This is a genomic window from Paenarthrobacter sp. E2MeOHC11, assembly GCF_058744955.1.
Genome location: NZ_CP196673.1, coordinates 3,435,716 through 3,456,669, shown reverse-complemented (window position 1 = coordinate 3,456,669; position 20,954 = coordinate 3,435,716). Strand labels below are relative to the sequence as shown.

Sequence of the window (20,954 nt, the reverse complement as noted above, 5' to 3'; positions counted from 1 at the left end):
TTTTCAGTTTGAAAGTGAAACACATGAGCACCCCTTCCCCGTCCCCCAAAATCGGCACCCCCAGCAGGGCCTGGCGGTCCCGTGCCGACGCTTGGGAGTTTTTGGGATACGCCCTCAGGCAGCTCGCCTCGGCCCGGCACCAGGAGTCCGGTTTGCTGTCCCAGATCGATAGGACCTTTGCCCTCCTGGCAGCGGTGGAACCGTATTGGGCAGAGCCTGGAGTCAACGCTGTGGCCCAGTTGCGCCAGTTAATCGACGACGGCGAACCCCAGGCCGCGCTCCAGCTTCTGGGCGGTTTGTCCCACCTCCCGCTCGCCTCTGCCGGGGAAACAGCTGCGGTGCCGCGCGCTGAGCTCCCGGACGAGGAAGTTGTTGACCAGTCCGAGCCGGCTGACCGGCCACGCTTCGAGGTCCTGGTGGTGGATACCATTGAGCCCGAAGAATCCGAAGCGCTCAAGAACACCATGGCTGCGCAGCGCCGCCCTTCGGATGCGTTCACCTACACTGTCACCGTGGTTCCCAGCTATGAGGATGCCTTGGTGGCCATCATGCTGAACCCTGATATCCAGTCTGTTGTCCTTCGCCCGGGCTTCTCCCTCCGCAGCTCCCATCTCTTGGGCAGCGACCTCCAACGGTTCCTGGTCCGGCACACCTCCGCAGACTTGCAGGACTCACGGCCTATCGAGCGAATCCTTGCCCTGGCCGAGGCTGTCTCCGGGCTTCGGCCGGAGCTTGATGTCTACCTGGTGGCAGGGGTTTCCATCGAGTCGCTGGCTGGATCCCTGACGCGAAAGTTCCGGCGGATTTTCCGGCGACAGGACCATTTGGACCTGCATCTGTCACTGCTGTCCGGGGTGGCCGAACGCTACGAAACGCCGTTCTTCACGGCGTTGCAGGACTACAGCCGCCGCCCGGCCAGTGTCTTCCATGCCCTGCCAATTTCCCGGGGCGCGTCGGTAGGGACGTCACCGTGGATCCGGGACATGGCCGATTTTTACGGGACAAACCTGCTGTTGGCCGAAACGTCCGCCACCTCGGGCGGTCTGGACTCTTTGCTGGATCCCCACGGCTCCATCAAACGCGCGCAGGAACTCGCCGCCCGCGCCTTTGGGGCGCAACGAACCTACTTTGTCACCAACGGCACATCCACGGCCAACAAAATCGTGCACCAGTCACTGCTTGCCCCGGGCGATGTTGTGCTGGTGGACCGCAACTGCCACAAATCCCACCACTACGCCTTTGTGCTTGCCGGTGCCCGTGTGTCCTACTTGGATGCCTATCCCCTGGACAAGTACGCGTTTTATGGTGCTGTCCCTCTGGCCAGCCTGAAGCGCAGGCTCCTGGAGTACCGGCGGGCAGGCCGGCTCCACGAGGTGAAGATGGTGACCCTCACCAACTGCACGTTTGATGGAGTCGTCTACGACGTCGAAAGGGTCATGGAGGAATGCCTGGCCATCAAACCGGATCTGGTTTTCCTGTGGGACGAGGCGTGGTTTGCCTTCGCCCGCTCCCATCCGGTGTACCGCCGTCGAACCGGCATGGCGGCAGCAGCCGCTCTGGAAGCTTCCTTCAGCGATCCTGCCTACGCCGCCCGGTACGCGGAACAGGCCGCTGCCCTTCATGACCCGGCCACCGGCGAACCCCTTGATGACGACGCCTGGCTCACCACCAGGCTGATTCCGGATCCTGCCAAGGCACGCCTGCGGGTCTACGCAACGCAGTCAACCCACAAAACGTTGACCTCGCTGCGGCAGGGTTCCATGATCCACGTGTATGACCAGGACTTCGCCGGCTCCAACCGGGAGTCCTTCCGCGAGGCGTACATGACCCACACGTCCACCTCCCCCAACTACCAAATTCTGGCTTCCCTGGACATTGGCAGACGACAGGTGGAACTGGAAGGTTTCGGCCTGGTGCAACGGCAATCGGACCTTGCCGTGTCCGTGGCCCAAGCCGTGGCCCGGCATCCCCTGCTGAAGAAGTACTTCCGTGTGCTGACCTCGCGGGACCTCATCGGTCCGCGCTATAGGGAAACCGGCTCCAGCATGCCGCTGCGGGATGGGCTGGCCGAGCTGGAGGATGCCTGGCAGCGGGACGAGTTCGTCATCGATCCCAGCCGCCTGACGCTGGACATCAGCAAGACAGGGATCGACGGCGACACTTTCCGCCACAGCTACCTCATGGACGATCACGGCATCCAGGTGAACAAGACGTCACGGAACACGGTGCTGTTCATGACCAACATCGGCACGTCCCGAAGCTCCGTGGCGTACCTGATCGAGGTCCTGGTGAAACTCGCTGAGGGCTTTGAGAATCCACATCCATCGTCGCGGGCTCGGACGCTACCTGCCTCATCCGATGCTCCGCGTCCCACTCCCCCGCTCCCGGACTTCAGCACCTTTGCCGCGCGCTTCCGTACGGATGATTCCTGCGAGGACGGTGATATCCGGGCCGCCTACTTTGAGAGTTACAAGCCCGATTCCACGGTGTACCTGTCCGCGGCTGAGGTGGCTGCGGCGGTGGCCGCGGGACAGGAAGTGGTCTCGGCAGGGTTCGTTACGCCGTATCCGCCCGGGTTCCCCATCCTGGTCCCGGGGCAGGTGATTACCCGGCAAACCCTCGAATTCATGGCCGCCTTGGATACGCGTGAAATCCATGGGTTCGATCACGAACGGGGGTACCGGGTGTTCGTGGAGCCTGCTTCTTCTTCTGTTCTCGAGCTGGTGGCTGTGGCGTCCTAGGCTTTCGCGCTCCAACCGAAGGCAGGGGCGACGTGCTTGGCGGCGTTGCCCAGCAGCTTGGCGTTGTAGTCGACGCCAAGCTGGTTGGGCACCGTGAGAAGGACCGTGTCGGCTGCTTGCACGGCTGCGTCCTTCGCAAGTTCGTCCGCCACTTGATCCGGCTCGCCGATGTAGCTTTTCCCGAAGCGGGACAAGGCGCCGTCGAGAATTCCCACTTGGTCTTGGCTGTCCGCTTGGGCTCGGAGACCGAAGTAGTGGTTGTCGACGTCGTCCACGATGGGGATCACGCTGCGGCTGACGGAAATCCTTGGTTCAAAGTCGTGCCCTGCGGCGGCCCAGGCTTCGCGGAACATTCGGATCTGCTCGGCTTGCAGTTCATCGAAAGGCACTCCCGTGTCCTCAGTGAGGAGGGTTGAGCTCATGAGGTTCATGCCTTGCTCTGCTGCCCAGACTGCAGTCTTCCGGGTTCCGGCGCCCCACCAGATTCTCTGCGGGAGGCCGGGTGACTGGGGTTGGATGGGCAGCAGACCTGTGGCCCCGCCGGAGTAATGTGGGTCCGCTTCGGCCACCCCGTGCCCGGCGATGGCTTTGCGGAACAATGCAGTGTGGCGGCGGGCCATGTCGCCACCGTCCTCACCGTCCTCGGGGACGTAGCCGAAGTTGGATGCTCCGTTCCGTGCGGGTTCGGGTGAACCACGGCTCACTCCGAGCTGCAGCCGCCCATCACTGATGAGGTCCGTGGCTGCTGCTTCCTCGGCCATGTAGAGGCTGTTTTCGTACCTCATGTCGATGACGCCGGTCCCCATTTCGATCCGGCTGGTCCGTGCCGCAATAGCGCTCAGCAGTGGAAAGGGCGATGCTTGCTGCCGGGCGAAGTGGTGCACCCGGAAGAAGGCTCCGTCGATGCCCAGTTCCTCAGCAGCCACAGCGAGTTCGATCCCCTGTTTCAGGGCCTCCCCAGCCGTTGGCACGAGGGAACCGGGGACGCGGGCCCAGTGACCGAAGGAGAGGAAACCGATCCGTTTGTTGTGCATGTTCGGGACAACTCCGCGAGGGCCCGGAGAATTCCACGGAGCCCCTCGTCCGCCTCTCAGCGTCTTCCGAAAGTGATTCAGAATCCGTCGAGTGCATTAGGTATAGTGGAGCCGTCGGCGGTTTATCTATTTGATGGAGTAAAGTGAATTTCGACACGGGGGTTGCCGATCGTCTGATCGGTGCATGTCGAGACGCAGCCCGTACGCTGCAGGATCAACGCGGCGGACGGGAGTCGATCTCAACGGCTGCCCTTACGGAATTCCGGGGCGTGTTCGCTGACTGTTTCCGGGAGAACGTTGCCGCTGAACGGGCGGCCCGTTCGGAGCTGGTCCATATGTTGGAAGATGTTGCCCGTCAGGTCCAGGATGCGAAGAGCGCCGCGGAGGTTGAGCAGCGTCGCTTGGATGACGTGACGGAGTGGGTGCTTGCCTCCGGCTGGGTGCGTGCTGGCGGGGGTGTTGGAGTGAATGTGGGGCCGCGCCCGTCGATGGAGGAGACTGACCGTCCGGTGGTGAGCGTGAACACTGTGCGGCAGGGGTTGCGTGTCTGGGCGAGTGGAAGCACTGCTGGGGCGAGTTCCGCTGATCCGGACACCTTGGAATCCGCAGTGTCAACCTTCAGGATCCAGGACGGCTCAGACCGAGGCGCGGCCAACAGAGTCAGTGCAGCTATGTCCGAGTTCGAGGACAGGTGCTCCTGGGCGCACTCTGATCTCGACGCTGTCCGTGGCGGGCTGCGACGGTTCCTGGAAGACAACCATCAGGACGCGACCCGGCTTTCCGACATCGCGTCCACGTTCCGCGCTGCCGGTGGGAGCGGTGACCTCGGGCAGATAACGGTATCGAACGGCGTTCTTGTGCTTGCAACGGCGCCGATGACCTTATCGGGCTCGGCGCTGCTGGGCTACTTGTCCACTGCATCCGAGGCTGACGTGAAGGCATTGGCCACAATACCCGGATGGCAGCAGACCCTGCGAGGCTTGGACCCATCGAAGATCGGGACTTGGTGGGCGGGCATGAACGCGGGAGCCCACCCTGCAGCGAACGAGTCCGGGCTCACGCAGGTGCAGGAGCTCCTGCTGGCTGCGGCTCCGGCCATGTTCGGCGCTTTGGACGGGATGCCCGCACTGGCTAGGGTCCGGGCTAACCAGTTGAACGCGCCAAGCCTGCTCCGCGCGGCGGAGAAAGACCTGGAAACAGCCCGGAAGTTGTCGGGGATCGGGCAAGCACACCACGACCCGAACCGAACAAAGATGCTGGAAAATGAGGTGGCCTACCTGAAGCAGGTGGAAGCCGGGGACGTACGGCTTTACCTCTATGACCGGGACCAGTCCCGGATTGTGCAAATGATCGGCACCCCAGACCCCAACACACGGCATGTGATCACCTACGTCCCGGGAACGTTCACCGGACTGAACATCTTCTACGAAGGCGGCGTACAGCAGGTCTCGAAATACCTCAATAACAACGTGCCGGGGACGGTGGCTTTCGTCTATAAGGATGGGCGGTTCCCCGGAGAGGCGGACACCGCAGGAGGTCCCAACCTGGCGAGAATTGGTGAGGCGAACGACGAGAACCTTGCACGCACCTCGGGGCAGCAACTGGCAGGTTTCGAGACCGGGATGCGCACTGACCCCTACCTGAACGGTGCCGAGCAAACTGGCATCGGGCACAGCTGGGGCCTGGCGAACCTCACCAGTTCCGAGGTCGCCGGAGCCCGATATGACAAGGTGATTTCCCTCGCCGGGGCCGGAATGCTCCCGGACTGGAAACCACAGCCAACCACGGAATACTCGAACCTGTACTACTATGATCTGCTCGTCCATGGTCAGGGAGTTCCCAACCTCATCACGAAGAGAGGGGTGGTGTGGGATGGAAATAACCCCATTCATCGGGATGAGTTCGAACAGCACTATTACCGCGGCCCCCACGACGACCAACTTAGGGCGATTAACACCGTCGAAGAAGGGAACATCCTCATGGAAAACCACAACCTCATCGCCTCCGACAGCAAAGACAACAAGAAAGCGCTCAAAGACATGCTTGGAATTGTGACTCGATGATAGGGCGACGCGGCACCATGGCGTTGTTGCTGGCGGGCCTCATGGGGCTTACGGGTTGCGCCGGAACCCCAAATACGAGTTCGACAGAGTCAACTGTGCCAAGCGCCACCAAAACACAGGAGGAACCGGTGAAAGTTGAACTGACATGGCAGGATGCCAAAGCTCATACCCAAGCTCTGGAACTGGAGATCGCCGCCCAAGTCCCTGAAGACGCCGTTATCTCGATCGATCAGAAGACGAAGGGCATGCTTCTGTCCTGCAACCGAACCAAACACAGCTGGAATGGTTCAACGACAATCACGGTCACCGAAGGAACCAAAATCGAGCCGATCCTGAAAGAAATCAAAACCCACTATCAGAGTGGACAATACGTCGTCGAGGACAGGCTTGATATCAGAGGATCATACGAAGTCCAGATAAGCCCTCACAATACGAGCGATGAAAACTACATTGTCGCCGAAGGGTTAGCCCCAAACCAGATCCGCATTGATTCGGGCTCTGAGTGTTTCACGTTGCCAGAAGGTATTTACCCGGGCGGGAATTTTTAGATCCTCATGAAAAACCAGAACCTCCTCGCCTCGTACAGCGAGGACAACGTGCACGTGCCCAAGTGCATGCTGGGAAGTGCAATTCGGTGAGGATTCGGAGCGGCGCCGTGGCGTTGATGCTGGTCGTTTCAATCGGGCTTGCCGGCTGCGCCGGAAACCCAAGCGCGAGTTCGACGGAGTCAACCGTGCCAACTGCCAGTGATACACAGGAGGAACCGTTGATAGCCGAACTGACCTGGCAGGAAGCTAAAGCAAGCACGGCAAAGGAAGCGCTGGAGATCGCGGCCTTGATCCCAAAGGACAAGATTACTTCCATAGTCCAGAAAGAGACGGGCGTTCTCCTATCCTGCAGCAATACCGAACACAACTGGAACGGTTCGACTTCGATCACGCTGACTGAGGGAAGCGAAGCTGAATCTGTCGTGAAAGAACTTGAGACGGCTGCTCGGGCACACTACACGGATCATCGTTTTGAGGTCTCAAGCGACCGGACCATACAAGGCACCTTTCGTGTTGAGATAAGCGATCCGGCCACCTCGGAAATGTATCTCATCAGGGAGGACGATCCCGGCGTCATTCGCATTGCATCAGGTTCGCCTTGCTTCACTTTGCCCGAGGGCATCTACCCGGGTGGGGATTTCTAGATCCTCATGAGCAACCAGAACCTCATCGCCTCCACAAGCGAAGACAAGCAAGCAAGTACTCAAAGACAGGCTTGGCATTGTGGCTCGATGAGGGCGCGTCGCGGTGCCATGGCGTTGTTGCTCGCGGCAGGTTCGATCGGGCTTGCCGGTTGCGCCGGGCCACCCACCGGGAGTTCGACGGAGTCGACTGTGCCAACTGCGGCCAAAACACAGGAGGCAACGATGAATGCTGAGCTGACATGGCAGCAAGCGAAAGCTCATACACAAGCAATGGAACTGGAGATTGCCGCCCTGATCCCAAAAAATGCTGATTACTCCATTGATCAGAAAAAGAAGGGCATGCTTCTGTCCTGCAACAGCACCCAACACAAATGGAAAGGTTCCACTACCATCACGGTCGTTGGAGGAACCAACATCGAGCCGATCGTGAAGGACATCGAAGCCCACTACCGGGCGAAAGGAACGAAAGTATCCGCCGACAGGAATGTCGACGAAGACTATCGAATCCAAATCGATCTGGGAGGCGGGGAGAACTACATCGTCGCAGAAGGCTTGGCCCCAAATGAAATCCGTATCGCCTCGGGATCTGAGTGTTTCATTTTGCCCGAGGGCATCTACCCGGGCGGGGATTTTTAGGTCCTCATGAACAACCACAACCTCATCGACTCAAACAACGAAAACAACGAGCAAGTACTCAAAGACATGCTTGGAATTGTGGCTAGATGAGGGCGCGTCGCCGTGCCATGGCGTTGTGGCTGGTGGCAGGTTCGATCGGGCTCGCCGCTTGTGCTGGAAACCCCAACACGGGTTCAATCCAGTCGACCGTGCCAACGCCTGTTAAAACACAAGAGGAACCGATGAAAGCTGAACTGACCTGGCAGGAAGCAAAGACCCAGGCCCAAGCCATGGAAGTGAAGCTCGCCGCCCTAATCCCAAAAGACGCTGTTATCTCGATCGATCAGAAGAAGAAGGGCATGCTTCTGTCTTGCAACAAAACCCAACACAAATGGAAGAGTTCAACCACCATCACGATTGCCGCAGGAACGAACATTGAGCCGGTGGTGAAGGACATCGAAGCCCACTATCAGAGCAGCCTCTTTGGAGTCAGGAACAGGCTTGACATCAGGGGTTCCTATGAAGTTCAAATGATCGCTCTCAGCGGAAGCGGGGAGAGCTATATTGTTGCCGAAGGCCTGGCCCCAAATCAGATAGACATCGATTCAGGTTCGCCTTGCTTCACACTGCCCGAGGGCATCTACCCGGGTGGGGACTTCTGAAGCGCAGTTCCGCGTGGAGTGGTACAAACTTCACGTCGTCCGGTGCCTGCTCCTTCCTCATTCAGCCCGGCGATAATGCATCGCCACCGCTCCGTTACTGAGCGGCTCGGCCGAGATCAGTTCAAGGCGCCGGGTGCTGGGCAGTCCGCCTTGGTAAAGGGTGGGTCCGTGGCCTGTGATCATGGGGTGGATGAGGAATTTGTACTCGTCGATCAGGCCCAATCGGTCCAGCTCTGTTGCTAGTTTCCCGCTGCCGACAAGCACCCCCTTGGGAGTCCTGTCCTTGAGTTCCTGAACGGCCGTACCCAGTTCGCCGACCAGCCGGTGGCTGTTCGTCCAGGGGAAGTCGCTCCGCGTTGTGGAAACGACGTACTTGGGTTTTCCCTCCAAGGTGATCGCCCACTCGCGTAGGGCTGGCGGCGCTTCTACTTCGCCGCGAGCAACCAGGGGCCAGTAGACCTCCATCATTTCGTAGGTAGTCCGGCCCCAGAGCATTGCGCCGCTCTGATCCAGGAGACGCGTGAAGTGGGCGTGCGTCTCGTCGTCGGCGATGCCCTCCTGATGGTCCACGCAACCATCAAGCGTGACGTTGATGCTGAACGTTAGAAGGCCCATTCGACGATTCTAGGCCGCGAATCGCAACAGCGCACCGGACAACGGAGGAATGCATAGGGCCAGGAGTGCCAACAATAACGCATCCCTCTCAGATACCCTATGGGGGTATACTGTCACCACTGGAAGTGGACGAAGGTGGTGAAGCATCATGAGCAAGCAGCTGTCCCCTCAACCTCGTGCCGCCCTCCTCGGGCGGGCGTTGCTTCTACTTCTGGTAACGGCCGTCATTGCAGGCATATTCGGAATGCACATCATCAGCGGTTCCCATGGGGCAGGTGGATCGCATGGGACTCATGCGGCATCGCCTGTAGTGGGCACCCCATCGTCCCACCATGCGCACGGCTCTTCTCTTGAGGTGAGCGGTGCCCCGGCTGGCGACGATCACGGCACGGAATTTGGAACCTGCTCCTGCACTCAGGCTGCCAGTTGCATCCCATCCCTCACAACAGCTTCCCTGAGCGCTCCCCCACCCACGACAGGCGAAGTCACCCCTGCATCGTGGGAACTGCCCACCATTTTTCCGTCCTGGTCCTACCAACCCCACGGTCCTACACCCGGGCAACTCTGCATCAGCCGTACGTAAGCACTGGATGGCCCGATAACAACCGGGACCGCACATCCATTCACCATCTGCTGACTACCGGCCGGCTGACTATCCACGCCGCCCGAAATGCAAAGGACTTTTACTCATGAACAGAACTCACTTCACTGTGACCGGAGCGGCTCTCGCAGGTCTGCTTGCCCTGGCTGGTTGCGCTTCGAACCCTGGCTCCGGTTCCATGCCAGGCATGGACCATGGAAGTTCCGGCACCTCCATCAGCCCCTCTGCGAACAGCGGCGACGCCGGGCACAACGCAGCGGACACCATGTTCGCCCAGATGATGATCCCCCATCACTCCCAAGCGGTGGAGATGTCCGATGCCATGCTGGCGAAGGCTGACATCCCGGCCTCGATTACCAACTTGGCCGTGAAGATCAAAGACGCGCAGGCACCCGAAATAGAGAAGATGACGGGGTGGCTGAACAGCTGGAACGTGCCTGTCATGGGATCCTCGGGTCATGGCGGCCACGGCATGGACGGCATGCTGAGCGAGGCGGACCTGCAGAAGCTTAGAGATGCCCAGGGTGTGGACGCGACCAAGCTCTTCCTCACGCAGATGATCGCGCATCACGAAGGTGCTGTGACCATGGCCAAAACCGAGATAGCCCAGGGCAAGAACCCGGAGGCTGTCCAGCTAGGCAAGGACATCGTCACCGCGCAGGAAGCAGAGATTCGGGAAATGCGGGATCTGCTGACCGGACTCTAACCTCACCGTCTGGTGACGCAAGGGCTCGACGGCGGGAGGTCGCCGTCGAGCCTTTGCGCGCCGTCCGGAAGTCGACTGTTATGCAGCGGCCGACGCGAAGTGCCGAGCGCCTAAAGCGTGTCTGGATCAACAATTGTCGTCGGGTAAGGCTTGCCCGGATTTTCAGGGGCGATACTGCTGATCTTCCACGCGTCGCCGGTCCTCTCAAGCTCAACGGTTTGGTCGTATACGTACCCCTCGCCGGGGCCTTGCACGCCGTTCACCGGACCGTGTTCCAGCTGTGTCTGCTCCGAGATCTCAACCTTGGCGCCGGTGTTGGTGATGGTGAATTTCTTGATGGTGATCTCCGAGCCGGTGTCCGTCAAAAGGACGCCATAGGGAGCAAACGCGTCCCTGCGTTGGTGGAGTTTTCGGTACTCAAGCTCTACACGCTCAACTGCCGCCGGGACGAAATCCATACTGATCTCCTCCTTGGTGGAGGAGAACCCTGTGACAACTTGATGATTCCTACGGTCGATGGCCCGCTCGATAAGAGACTGAACAGTGGCCTTCGCTTCCGCGTCGGGCTGTGGGGCCGGCGCTGCACACGACGTCACGGAAAGCAGTGCAGCTACAGCAACCGACACCAGTGTTCTTTGCTGCATGATCATGAGCTGTCACCGTCCACACGATTCCCGGAATCGCCTCCCCCATATGCAAAGGCTCGTGGCAACGTAGCATGTGGTCCGGGTCGAAACCAGATCCGGCCGGTAAGGGCGAGTTTTTGTACACGTAATGCCCCTAAGAAGCGCTCTTAAGGGCATTAAGTGTACAAAAACTCCAATGGTTAGCGGCTGCTGCCCGCCAGCAAACCCCGGCGCTGCAGCAAACGCTTCTCGATCGGCCCGAACACCAGGAGCTCGATCAGGATGCCCACGAACAGGATCAGCAGGATCGCGGACATCACGATGGTCATATCGGAGAGCAGTCGACCCTGATCCAGCAGCGAGCCCAAGCCGAAGCCGATGGTCCCGCCCACTGCGATGATTTCGGCGGCCATGAGGGAGCGCCAAGAGAAAGCCCAGCCCTGCTTCAAACCACCGATGTAGCCCGGAAGCGCGGCCGGCAGGACGATCTGCAAGGCCATCTGGAGCCGGTTCGCGCCAAGCACGGTGCCCACACTGCGGTACTGCGGCGGGATCTGGTCCACACCCGAGATCAGCCCGTTGATGATGGACGGAATAGCGCCCATGAACACCACGAAGTAGACAGTTGCGTCGGTCAGTCCGAACCAGATGATCGCGGCAGGAACCCACGCCACGGAAGGGAGCACCTGCAGCCCGGAAATCAGCGGCCCGAACGCACGACGCAAGGGAGCCACCTGAGCCAGAATCAACCCCACGGGGGTGGCGATGACTACGGAGATCAGGAAGCCGATCACGCCACGCTGCAGCGAGGTCCACACAGCTTCCTGGACTTTTCCTTCGCCCCACATCGTCACGAACTGGGTGAGGACATCCAACGGCCCGGGAACCAGGTCACGGCGCTTGAACCCCAACGAAACGTAGAACTGCCACGCGAGGATAAGCACCACAAGCGCGGCAACGGGCAGCAGCACACGCTTCCATTCGATACCGCGCTTACGGGCTGTGTCGGACTGCAGGTTGTCCAGACCGGCTTCAAGGTCCCGGAGCTCCGAGGCGTTGCCCTTCAACGACGGCGAAGTGATGTGCTCTTTGGATTCTGTCACGGGAAGGGTCCGCTCTTCGGTGGTGATGGGGTTACTTGGCATGGCGGCGGATCTCCTCGCGAAGACGGCGGGTAATGACACCAGTCAGCTCCCCGGCACGGCCGGCATCGGTACGGTGTTCCTCAGTGACATCCCACTCGGCAACGACACGGCCGGGACGCGAGGACAACAGCAGCACGCGCTGACCCAGGCGGACGGCCTCGCGGACGTTGTGGGTGACGAACACGATGGTCCGGCCCGTTTCCTTCCAGATCCGTTCAAGCTCGTCGTGGAGAAGATCGCGGGTGATCGCATCCAGGGCAGCAAACGGCTCGTCCATCAGCAGCAACTGCCGGTCCTGCGCCAGCGAACGGGCCAACGCAACACGCTGCCTCATGCCGCCGGACAGTTCGTGCGGACGCTTATCCCCCGCGCCGCCCAGGTGCACCAGTTCCAACAGCTCGGTGGCACGGGCACGCCGGCTCGCCTTCGTGCTGGACTTGTCTGCCAGCTGCAACGCCAACTCAATGTTGCCGCGTGCCGTCAGCCACGGGAACAGGGCCGCGTCCTGGAACATGAAGGCCGCGCCGTCGCTGGGTACTTCAAGAGCGCCCGACGTCGGCGGTTCCAGTCCCGCCATGATGTTCAGCAAGGTGGACTTACCGCAGCCGGACGCACCGAGGAGGGCGACGAACTCGCCTTGAGCGATGGTGGCGTTGACGTCGTCCAGCACCGGGGCGCCGTCGCCGAAGCGTTTGCCCAGGTTCTCGAGTACGACTGGCATGGTCCCGTCCTTCATGTTGATTGGTAGAGCTGATGCGGCCAAAAGCCGGCCCGCTCCCCCATGATTCGGAGGGGAAGCGGACCAGCCCGTTACTGCTTAGTCCTGGCCAAGACCTGCGGCTGAGGTCTTCTTGCCTTCAACCTCGTTCAAGGTGCGGAGATCGAAGATGCCGTTGATGTCGGCCTGCTGGGTGGTCCCGGCCTTGACACCGTCCTCCAACAGCTTGTTGTACGTCCCGGCCAGCGGGTCGGTAGTGAACTTGATGTTCTGGAGCGCACGCTCAATCACGTTGGCCGGCAGCGGCTTGCCTGCCGTGTCCTTGAGGACCGCGTTGATGGTGGTCGCCTTCTCCGAAGCGGAAGCCGAATTGAGCCAGTTCACGGATTCCACGTGGCCCTTCAGGAGGGCCTTCACGGTTTCCGGGTGTTCGGCAGCGAACTTCTTGTTCACGATCAGGATGGTGGTGGTGAAGTCACCGTTTTCCCACAGGTCCTTCTCGTCAACCAGGACCTTCGCTCCTGCTTCGAGCACCAGGCGGGAGGCCCACGGCTCAGGCAACCACGCGCCGTCGAGCTTTCCGTCCTGGAAGAGCTTCAGCGACTGGGCGTTTTCGGTCGGGTTGATGTTGACGTCGCCGCTGCCATCAGTGTTGGTCTTGAAACCCTGGCCACCAAGCCAGGCGCGGAGCGCCACGTCCTGGGTTCCTCCGAGCTGCGGGGAGCTGAGGATCTTGCCCTTGAGATCGGCCGCGGAGTTGATCTCCGGCTTGACCACCAACTGCGCACCGCCGGACGCTGCACCGGCGATGATGCTGATGGACTCGCCCTTGCTCTTGACGAAGGAGTTGATGGCCGGGTTCGGGCCGATATACGTGGCGTCGATGGCGCCGGCGTTCAAGGCTTCGATCGCGGCCGGGCCGGCGTTGAAGACCTGGGTGCTGAGTTTGGTGTCGCCGAGTTCCTTGGCGATCAGGCCCTTGCTGGTACCTACCAGCGCCGGGCCGTGGGTGACGTTGCTGAAGTAACCGAGCTTCAGCTCAGCAGCCGGCGACGTGGTGGGGGCCGGGGCGGCCTGGTTGTTCTGCGAAACAGCGGAAGCAACGGCGGCGCCTGCACCGATCAGCAGCACCAGGCCGACGGCCAGGCCGATTTCCAGGGTGCGGCGGCGCTTCGGCTTGGATGCGGTCTCACCGGCGACGATGCGGGTGGTACCGGAATCGGGTTTCTGTGACTCGGGAGTGTTCGACATGAGGGTGGGTCCTTTGGAGATGTGGGATGCGAGCGGGGCGAAGATCAGGCCCCGTGACATCGCCCGTCGAGGGCAAGCAAGGACCATTCCGGAGAGGTCATGCCTTCACAGTAGGGACTGTCATATTTCGGCTTCAATCCCGTAGAAATCAAGGTTCACGCAGGTTCACGTGGCGTCATATTCGCCGCGATGCTTGCCGACCGATTCTGCTGGATCCGACCGGCTTTCCCCACAAGAGACATCCTCGGGGCCGGACCTCTTGCAAGACTCCCGAACGATCGAACTCAACGAGGTTTCACCACCGAGAATCCCCAGCGTCATGAAACTTCCAGTCCGCCACTTAAATGTCAGGGGCTCCGTGGAGGCTTTGGAAAACGACAACAGAGGAGAATTAGATGTTCGTATGTGACTGTGGGCGCACTCCACCTGAAGGTTATGAATATTGCGGTTGTGGACAGCGGGTACCTCAGATTGAAGGCGGCCGGGCCTCGACAAATGCGACGCGAATGGGGGACAACCACGATGGCATCCAGGCCGGGCGCGATGTCATTGCCGACCAAATCGTGTTTGGAAAAGATCCTTCAGACCCATTCGACATCCGGATGCCTATTGATCGAGCTTCGAAGAAGAAAAGTATCTTGCCTGACAATTGGGTAGGTGCAGCCGGGGCGGTTTGCACAATCCTCTCGTTTCTAACAACGGCAGTCTTACCTGCCTCCGTCCGGAGCGGCTGGATCCTTCCCCTGACCGTGCTCGGATTGCTGGGTGCTTTTGTACTCCTTGTTTGGTGCTATTTCCGCTTCCTTTTGGCCCCTGGGCAAATTGTGGTGACGGGCTTGGGGATCTATGAGAAAAGCCGCAGTGGGGTCGTTTACCAAACCCGAGTCGAGGGCGAGTGCCCATGGTGTGCTTCCAACGGCCGGCAATCCAGCATGCCGCTGCGATACGTCGACAAGAAACCACTCTGGGTGTGCACTGACTTTCCCGGTCATCACACCGCAGGCTTCGATCCGTCGTCCGTTGCACCAATCGAAACGTAACTCGCGAGGGCTTCAATGTCGCGCGGAGTTGTGCGGCAGCAGCCACCTATGAGATGGGCGCCCCGGTCCTGCCAAACAGCTGCGTTGCCGGCCAAGGTTCCGGTGCCTTGAACGCCCTTCGACGGACCCCACTTCTTGGTCACGGCATCGTACGTCTCCCCCGAATTCGGGTAGGCCACCAGCGGCTTGTCGGAGGACTGCTGCAGGGTGCCCAGCGCGTCCGTCACCAGTTCCAGCGGCACACAATTGACCCCGACGGCGGCCACCCGCGGTTCCGCGCGCAGCAGCGCAGCGACGTCCGCAAGGGGCGTTCCATCACTGATGTGGCTGCTGTCCCGCAGCGTAAACGTAAACCAGGATTCGACGTCGAACTCCGCCACGAGCGCCAACAGCGCCTCCGCTTCGGCGTACGACGGCAGGGTCTCGCACGCCAGGAAATCGGCCCCGGCCTCCACCAGCGCCGCAATACGGGGGCGGTGAAAATCCTGGAATTCTGCGGCGGAAAGCGTGTAGTCCCCACGGTATTCGGAGCCATCGGCGAGGTAAGCGCCGTAGGGTCCAACGGATCCGGCCACCAACAAAGGGCCGCTCGCAGACCCCTCCGCCAAGGCTTCCTGGCGGGCTTCGTCGGCCAGCCGGACGCTCAATGCCACCAACTCCAACGACTCGTCAACGGACAACCCGCGCCGCGCAAAGCCCTGCGGAGTGGCCTGGTAGCTGGCCGTGATGGCTACGGAGGCACCGGCGTCGAAGTAGTCGCGGTGGACTTGCTTGATCAGGTGCGGCTGCTCCAGCAGGACCTTGGCAGACCACAACGCGTCTTCCAGGTCGCAGCCGTGGGCCTCCAATTCCGTGGCTAACGCACCGTCCAGGACCAGGTCCTTGCCGGCGTTGAGGAGAGTGCTGAGCGAGGTGTTCTGTGGCATGGGTCCTTCCCCAAAAAAAGAAAACCGCAGCCTGTTCGAAATTCCCGCCGTACAACGTGAGGAGTCGCGAACAAGCTGCGGTTTTGTGACTACGTGTGACCCTAGATGACGTAACGTTCGTCTTCGTGGTCGCCTGGGTGGTCCTTGACCAAGCCGGCGGCAAGGGTGTTGCCGTCGATGGGGTCGATCACCAGGAAAGCGCCGGTGCGGCGGTGGTGCAGGTAGTTCTCCAGCGGCAGCGGAGCAGACAGTCGCAGCTGCGCGTGGCCGATGTCGTTGAGCTCCAGGTTGGACGCCGGCTCCACGTTGAATGTGGCCAGGTCCAGCTTGCCGGTGACGTTGCGGACCAGTGCCTGGACCGTGCGCGTACCGTGCTTCACCAGGACCTTTTGGCCTTCACGCAAAGGCTTCGGCGAGAGCCATGCCAGTGACGCGTACAGGTCAGCGGTGCTTTCGCGGACGGTGCCTGCAGCAGCGATGGTGTCGCCGCGGGCGATGTCGATCTCATCGGCCAAACGAACGGCCACCGATTGCGGAGCTGCAGCCTCGTCCAGCGATTGGCCGGCAAAGTCGATGCCAACCACCGTGGTGGTGCGAGGTTCGTGGCCCGGGCTGATGACGGAAACTTCGTCACCAACCTTCACCGAGCCCTCGGTGATCTGGCCTGCATAGGCACGGTAATCGCGGTACGCCTCCACATCGAGCCCGCCAGCAACAGCATCCGGAGCCAAAGCACCCTGCGGACGGATCACCAGCTGGACCGGGAAACGGAAGCTCTCCAGCTCAGCCTCAAGCTCGTCAGCAGCCGGGAGGGTTTCGAGGACCTCCAGGAGTGCCGGACCGGTGTACCAAGGGGTGCGCTCGGAGCGGTCCACCACGTTGTCGCCGTCCAGCGCCGAAACGGGAACCACCAGCAAGTCGGCCACACCATCAGACCCAAGGCCAAGCTCGCGGGCAACCTTCTGCACGTCCGCTTCGATGTCGCGGAACACCTGCTCGCTGAAGTCCACCAGGTCGATCTTGTTCACGGCCACAATCACGTGGGCAACGCGCAGCAGCTGCAGCACGGACAGGTGCCGGCGGGTCTGCTCCAGCACACCCTTACGGGCGTCAATAAGTACGACGACGGCATCCGCAGTGGACGCGCCGGTCACCGTGTTCTTGGTGTACTGAACGTGGCCGGGGCAGTCCGCCAGGATGAAGCTGCGGCGGTCCGTAGCGAAGTAGCGGTAGGCCACGTCGATGGTGATGCCCTGTTCGCGCTCGGCACGCAGGCCGTCGGTCAGGAGGGCGAGGTCGATCCCGCCCTTTTCGCCACCGAAGCCGCGGTCCGCAGAGGTACGGGCAACGGCGTCGAGCGTGTCAGCAAGAATCGCCTTCGAATCGTGAAGGAGGCGGCCCACCAAAGTGGACTTGCCGTCGTCCACCGATCCGGCAGTAGCGAAACGGAACAGGGTTGTGGGCAGGGCTGTTTCGAGCCCGGCAGCCAAAGTTTCGGTGCTCATTTAGAAGTAGCCGTCCTTCTTGCGGTCTTCCATGGCGGCCTCGGAGATGCGGTCATCTGCTCGGGTGGCGCCACGTTCGGTCAGGGTGGAGGCAGCGACTTCAACAACGACGTCGGCCACGGTGCGTGCATCGGACTCAACAGCACCGGTGCAGGACATGTCGCCTACCGTGCGGTACCGGACCAGCTTGGTGATGACGTCCTCGTGCGGCAGCGGCTGGGAAACCTCGCCCACTGCCCGCCACATGCCGTCGCGGGCGAAAACTTCGCGCTCGTGGGCGTAGTAGAGGCCCGGGAGCTCGATGTTCTCTCGCTCGATGTAGCGCCAAATGTCCAGCTCGGTCCAGTTGCTGATGGGGAACGCACGGACATGCTGGCCCACCGTGTGGCGGCCGTTGTACAGGTTCCACAGCTCGGGGCGCTGGTTGCGCGGATCCCACTGGCCGAATTCGTCACGGAGGCTCAAGATGCGCTCCTTGGCGCGGGCCTTGTCCTCATCACGGCGGCCGCCGCCAAAGACGGCGTCGAACTTGTTTTTCTGGATCGCATCAAGCAAGGGAACAGTCTGCAGCGGATTGCGGGTGCCATCGGCACGCTCGGCCAGCTCGCCGCTGTCAATGAACTCCTGGACCGAGCCGACAACCAGCTTCAGGCCCAGGCGCTCCACCGTACGGTCCCGGAAGTCAATGACCTCGGGGAAGTTATGCCCCGTGTCCACGTGCAGGACGGGGAACGGAACCTTGCCCGGCCAGAACGCCTTCGTGGCAAGGTGCAGCATGACCACGGAGTCCTTGCCGCCGGAGAACAGCAGCGCGGGCTTCTCGAACTCGGCGACAACCTCGCGGATGATATGAATCGCTTCGGACTCGAGGGTGTCCAGGCTGCTCAAACGCTCGGCTGAAGGGGCGTCGACTGCCGCTGCAACTTCCACCGTGGACTCCTCTGTTGTGTACGTGCTCATGTGTGTAGTCCGCATTCTGTCTTGTCGGATCCTGCCCAGCGGCCGGCACGGGGGTCTTCGCCCGGGGCCACTTTGCGGGTGCAGGGCTGGCAGCCGATGGACGGGTAGCCCTGGCTCAAGAGGGGGTTGACCGGAAGGATGTTGTCCTCGGAGTACTCGATCAGCTGATCGAAGGTCCAATCGACCATCGGGTTCACCTTGACCAGGCCGAAACCCTCATCCCAGGTGACCACCGGCGTGTTGGTTCGTGTAGGTCCCTCGTCGCGTCGGACCCCGGTGAACCACACTTCATAACCGGCCAGCGAACGGCGCAGGGGCTGGACTTTGCGCAGCGCACAGCACTGGGCGGGGTCGCGGGCGAACAGGTCCTTGCCAAGCAGGCGGTCCTGCTGCTCCACGGTGCTTTCCGGAAGAACGTCCACGACGTTGACGCGGAGGTTTGCTGCGACTTCGTCGCGTGTCTCGTACGTTTCCTTGAAGTGGTAGCCGGTCTCCAGGAACAAGACGTCGACGCCGGGAAGCTGGTCAGCGACCAGGGCCGGCAGGACGGCGTCGGCCATGGAGCAGGCCACCGTCACTGTGGGCAGTTCGAAGTTGCGGGCCACCCAGGCGATGACGTCCCGGGCAGGGGCGTTCCAGCCGAGTTCAGCGGCTCCGGCTTCAGCCAGGGCCTTGAGCTCTTCGTGGGAACGCAGCGCCGGCCGGGCTGCTGCACTGGCGAGGTTGGTAATAGTGACGGGATCTGTCATTGGAGATCTCCTTCGTCGGCGGAGTGTGCCCACTCAGCGAAGGTCTGGCCCTCGGCGCCAACGGCGACGAACTTACGGACCACGCGCTCCACGTAATCGGGCAGGTCTTCCACCGTGACCTTCAGGCCACGGACGGTACGTCCCAAACCGGCTTCCTCGCGCTCGTTGTTCGCCAGCCCGCCACCCAAGTGGACCTGGAAACCCGGGGTGGGGTCGCCGTCGGGCGTTGGCAGCATCATGCCCTTCAGGCCGATATCGGCCGTCTGGATACGAGCGCAGGAGTTCGGGCAGCCGTTGATGTGGAGGGACAGTGCCGAGGGCAGCTGCTTGGTCTCCACGAGGTCGGCCAGGCGGCGTTCGAGTTCAGCGATGGCCGTTGCGGCTGTGACCTTGGTTTCCACGATGGCCAGCTTGCAGAACTCGATGCCCGTGCAGGCAATGGTGCCGCGGCGGAACACGGACGGACGGGCGGAGAGGCCCAACGTGTCCAGTTCAGCGATCAGGGGCTCAACCTGTTCCTTCGCAACGTCAAGGATGACCAGCTTCTGGTGCGGCGTAGTGCGCAGGCGGTAGCTGCCATGCTTCTCCAAGGTGTCCGCCAGCGTGACAAGTGCCTCGCCGGAGGTCCGGCCCACAGTCGGGGTCACACCGATGAAGAACTTGCCGTCCTTCTGCTCGTGGACGCCGATGTGGTCTCCGGGAGCCGTGGGCTTCGGAGCGGCAGGGCCGTCCGGAAGCTTGAAGCCGAGGTATTCGTCTTCAAGGATCTGGCGGAACTTCGCCGGACCCCAGTCGTTCATGAGGAACTTCAGGCGGGCCTTGGTGCGCATGCGGCGGTAACCGTAATCGCGGAAGATGCTGGTGACGCCAAGCCATACTTCAGCTGCAACATCGGCGGAGACGAACACACCGAGGCGTTCGGCCAGGCGCGGGTTGGTGGACAGGCCGCCGCCAACCCAGAGGTCGTAACCGGCACCGTGCTCGGGGTGGACCACGCCTACCAGGGCGAAGTCGTTGATCTCGTGCACCACGTCCTGGGACGGGTGGCCCGTGATGGCGGTCTTGTATTTGCGGGGCAGGTTGGCCAGCTCCGGGTCACCGATGAACCGTTCGGCGAGCTCGTGGATGAGCGGCGTCGGATCAATGATCTCGTCCTTGGCAATGCCCGCAACCGGGGAACCGAGGATGACGCGCGGAACATCGCCGCAGGCCTCGGTGGTGGACAGACCGATGGACTCAAGGCGGCGCCAGATCTCCGGCACGTCCTCAACGCGGATCCAGTGCAGCTGGATGTTCTGGCGGTCCGTGAGGTCGGCCGAGCCGCGGGCGAAGTCCACGGAGATCTGGCCAATGACGCGCAACTGCTCAGTGGTGAGCGCACCGCCGTCGATACGCACGCGCAGCATGAAGTACTTGTCCTCGAGCTCGTGCGGTTCAAGGGTTGCCGTCTTGCCGCCGTCGATCCCGGGCTTGCGCTGGGTGTAGAGGCCCCACCAGCGGAAGCGGCCGTGAAGGTCCGTGCCGTCGATCGAGTCGAAGCCTTCTTTGGAGTAGACAGACTCAATCCGCTCACGGACGTTGAGTCCGCTGTCTTCCTGCTTCCAGGTTTCGTTGGCGTTCAGGGGCGCGGTGCCGTCAACCTTCCACTGGCCGTGTGGCTTGGCGGCAGGGCGGGTGCGTGCTGGGCGCGAGGGAACTGCGGTGTCCGCGGACGCACCGGCTACAGCTGTATCTGTCATATCTCGACTGTAGGTCTGGCCAGTTTTCGCCAGCAAAGGTCCGGAAACGCTAAGTCACCTAGGGAA

18 protein-coding genes are annotated in these 20,954 nt (G+C 61.5%); 7 read left to right on the top strand and 11 right to left on the bottom strand.

Translation table 11 applies throughout. The annotated features are described in order from the left end of the window. Nucleotides 1–23: 23 nt before the first annotated feature. Nucleotides 24–2,741 (top strand): aminotransferase class I/II-fold pyridoxal phosphate-dependent enzyme, encoded by a 2,718-nt coding sequence (locus tag ACSSVG_RS16070; protein ID WP_231340057.1) that lies wholly within the window; start codon nt 24–26, stop codon nt 2,739–2,741. Here ACSSVG_RS16070 and ACSSVG_RS16065 read toward each other — a convergent pair. Continuing rightward, nucleotides 2,738–3,775, bottom strand: a complete 1,038-nt coding sequence (locus tag ACSSVG_RS16065) for an LLM class flavin-dependent oxidoreductase (RefSeq protein WP_231340058.1) — start codon at nt 3,773–3,775, stop codon at nt 2,738–2,740. The two genes, ACSSVG_RS16070 and ACSSVG_RS16065, sit on opposite strands and share 4 nt — an antisense overlap. A 143-nt stretch (nt 3,776–3,918) precedes the next feature. Here ACSSVG_RS16065 and ACSSVG_RS16060 point away from each other — a divergent pair, with 143 nt between their 5' ends. The 5 genes from ACSSVG_RS16060 to ACSSVG_RS16040 all read left to right on the top strand — a co-directional run bounded on the left by ACSSVG_RS16060 (nt 3,919) and on the right by ACSSVG_RS16040 (nt 8,307). Then, nucleotides 3,919–5,838, top strand: coding sequence for a hypothetical protein (locus ACSSVG_RS16060; RefSeq protein WP_231340059.1), 1,920 nt, complete (start codon nt 3,919–3,921; stop codon nt 5,836–5,838). Nucleotides 5,839–5,855: 17 nt separating this feature from the next. Further along, nucleotides 5,856–6,386 carry a hypothetical protein gene (locus ACSSVG_RS16055; RefSeq protein WP_155854051.1) on the top strand — a complete coding sequence of 177 codons (531 nt, stop codon included), beginning with the start codon at nt 5,856–5,858 and terminating at the stop codon, nt 6,384–6,386. A 107-nt stretch (nt 6,387–6,493) separates the two neighbouring features. After that, nucleotides 6,494–7,030 carry a hypothetical protein gene (locus ACSSVG_RS16050; RefSeq protein WP_231340060.1) on the top strand — a complete coding sequence of 179 codons (537 nt, stop codon included), beginning with the start codon at nt 6,494–6,496 and terminating at the stop codon, nt 7,028–7,030. Nucleotides 7,031–7,036: 6 nt separating this feature from the next. Further along, a complete protein-coding gene (locus ACSSVG_RS16045) occupies nt 7,037–7,666 on the top strand; it encodes a hypothetical protein (protein WP_231340061.1) in 630 nt (209 codons plus the stop codon). Nucleotides 7,667–7,752: 86 nt separating this feature from the next. Further along, nucleotides 7,753–8,307 carry a hypothetical protein gene (locus tag ACSSVG_RS16040; RefSeq protein WP_231340062.1) on the top strand — a complete coding sequence of 185 codons (555 nt, stop codon included), beginning with the start codon at nt 7,753–7,755 and terminating at the stop codon, nt 8,305–8,307. A 57-nt stretch (nt 8,308–8,364) separates the two neighbouring features. On the opposite strand, the gene ACSSVG_RS16035 is transcribed toward ACSSVG_RS16040, so the two are convergent. After that, nucleotides 8,365–8,922, bottom strand: coding sequence for a dihydrofolate reductase family protein (locus tag ACSSVG_RS16035; protein ID WP_231340063.1), 558 nt, complete (start codon nt 8,920–8,922; stop codon nt 8,365–8,367). A 689-nt stretch (nt 8,923–9,611) separates the two neighbouring features. Between ACSSVG_RS16035 and ACSSVG_RS16030 the strand changes: the two genes are divergently transcribed. After that, nucleotides 9,612–10,229, top strand: coding sequence for a DUF305 domain-containing protein (locus ACSSVG_RS16030; RefSeq protein WP_231340064.1), 618 nt, complete (start codon nt 9,612–9,614; stop codon nt 10,227–10,229). A gap of 110 nt (nt 10,230–10,339) precedes the next feature. Here the strand turns inward: ACSSVG_RS16030 and ACSSVG_RS16025 are convergent, their stop codons facing one another. From ACSSVG_RS16025 to ACSSVG_RS15985, 9 genes are all read right to left on the bottom strand, one after another. Beyond that, entirely contained in the window at nt 10,340–10,873 is a 534-nt protein-coding gene (locus ACSSVG_RS16025) for a hypothetical protein (RefSeq protein ID WP_231340065.1), read from the bottom strand. 182 nt (nt 10,874–11,055) lie between these two features. Next, nucleotides 11,056–12,000 carry an ABC transporter permease gene (locus tag ACSSVG_RS16020; protein ID WP_492415635.1) on the bottom strand — a complete coding sequence of 315 codons (945 nt, stop codon included), beginning with the start codon at nt 11,998–12,000 and terminating at the stop codon, nt 11,056–11,058. Beyond that, entirely contained in the window at nt 11,990–12,721 is a 732-nt protein-coding gene (locus ACSSVG_RS16015; RefSeq protein WP_089595922.1) for an ABC transporter ATP-binding protein, read from the bottom strand. Before ACSSVG_RS16015 ends, ACSSVG_RS16020 begins: the two co-directional genes overlap by 11 nt. Before the next feature lie 96 nt (nt 12,722–12,817). Further along, nucleotides 12,818–13,969 (bottom strand): ABC transporter substrate-binding protein, encoded by a 1,152-nt coding sequence (locus ACSSVG_RS16010; RefSeq protein WP_231340067.1) that lies wholly within the window; start codon nt 13,967–13,969, stop codon nt 12,818–12,820. A 991-nt stretch (nt 13,970–14,960) separates the two neighbouring features. After that, nucleotides 14,961–15,935 carry a homocysteine S-methyltransferase gene (gene mmuM, locus ACSSVG_RS16005; RefSeq protein WP_492415634.1) on the bottom strand — a complete coding sequence of 325 codons (975 nt, stop codon included), beginning with the start codon at nt 15,933–15,935 and terminating at the stop codon, nt 14,961–14,963. A 101-nt stretch (nt 15,936–16,036) separates the two neighbouring features. Further along, a complete protein-coding gene (locus ACSSVG_RS16000; protein ID WP_492415633.1) occupies nt 16,037–17,440 on the bottom strand; it encodes a sulfate adenylyltransferase subunit 1 in 1,404 nt (467 codons plus the stop codon). Next, nucleotides 17,441–18,400: a sulfate adenylyltransferase subunit CysD gene (gene cysD / locus ACSSVG_RS15995; RefSeq protein ID WP_492415632.1), complete on the bottom strand. Its 960-nt coding sequence runs from the start codon at nt 18,398–18,400 to the stop codon at nt 17,441–17,443. Continuing rightward, nucleotides 18,397–19,149, bottom strand: a complete 753-nt coding sequence (locus ACSSVG_RS15990) for a phosphoadenylyl-sulfate reductase (RefSeq protein WP_231340071.1) — start codon at nt 19,147–19,149, stop codon at nt 18,397–18,399. Before ACSSVG_RS15990 ends, cysD begins: the two co-directional genes overlap by 4 nt. Next, the gene (locus ACSSVG_RS15985) at nt 19,146–20,888 is read right to left on the bottom strand and encodes a nitrite/sulfite reductase (RefSeq protein ID WP_253468807.1); all 1,743 of its coding nucleotides are present in this window, start codon (nt 20,886–20,888) and stop codon (nt 19,146–19,148) included. The genes ACSSVG_RS15990 and ACSSVG_RS15985 overlap by 4 nt, the downstream gene beginning before the upstream one ends. Nucleotides 20,889–20,954: the final 66 nt, after the last annotated feature.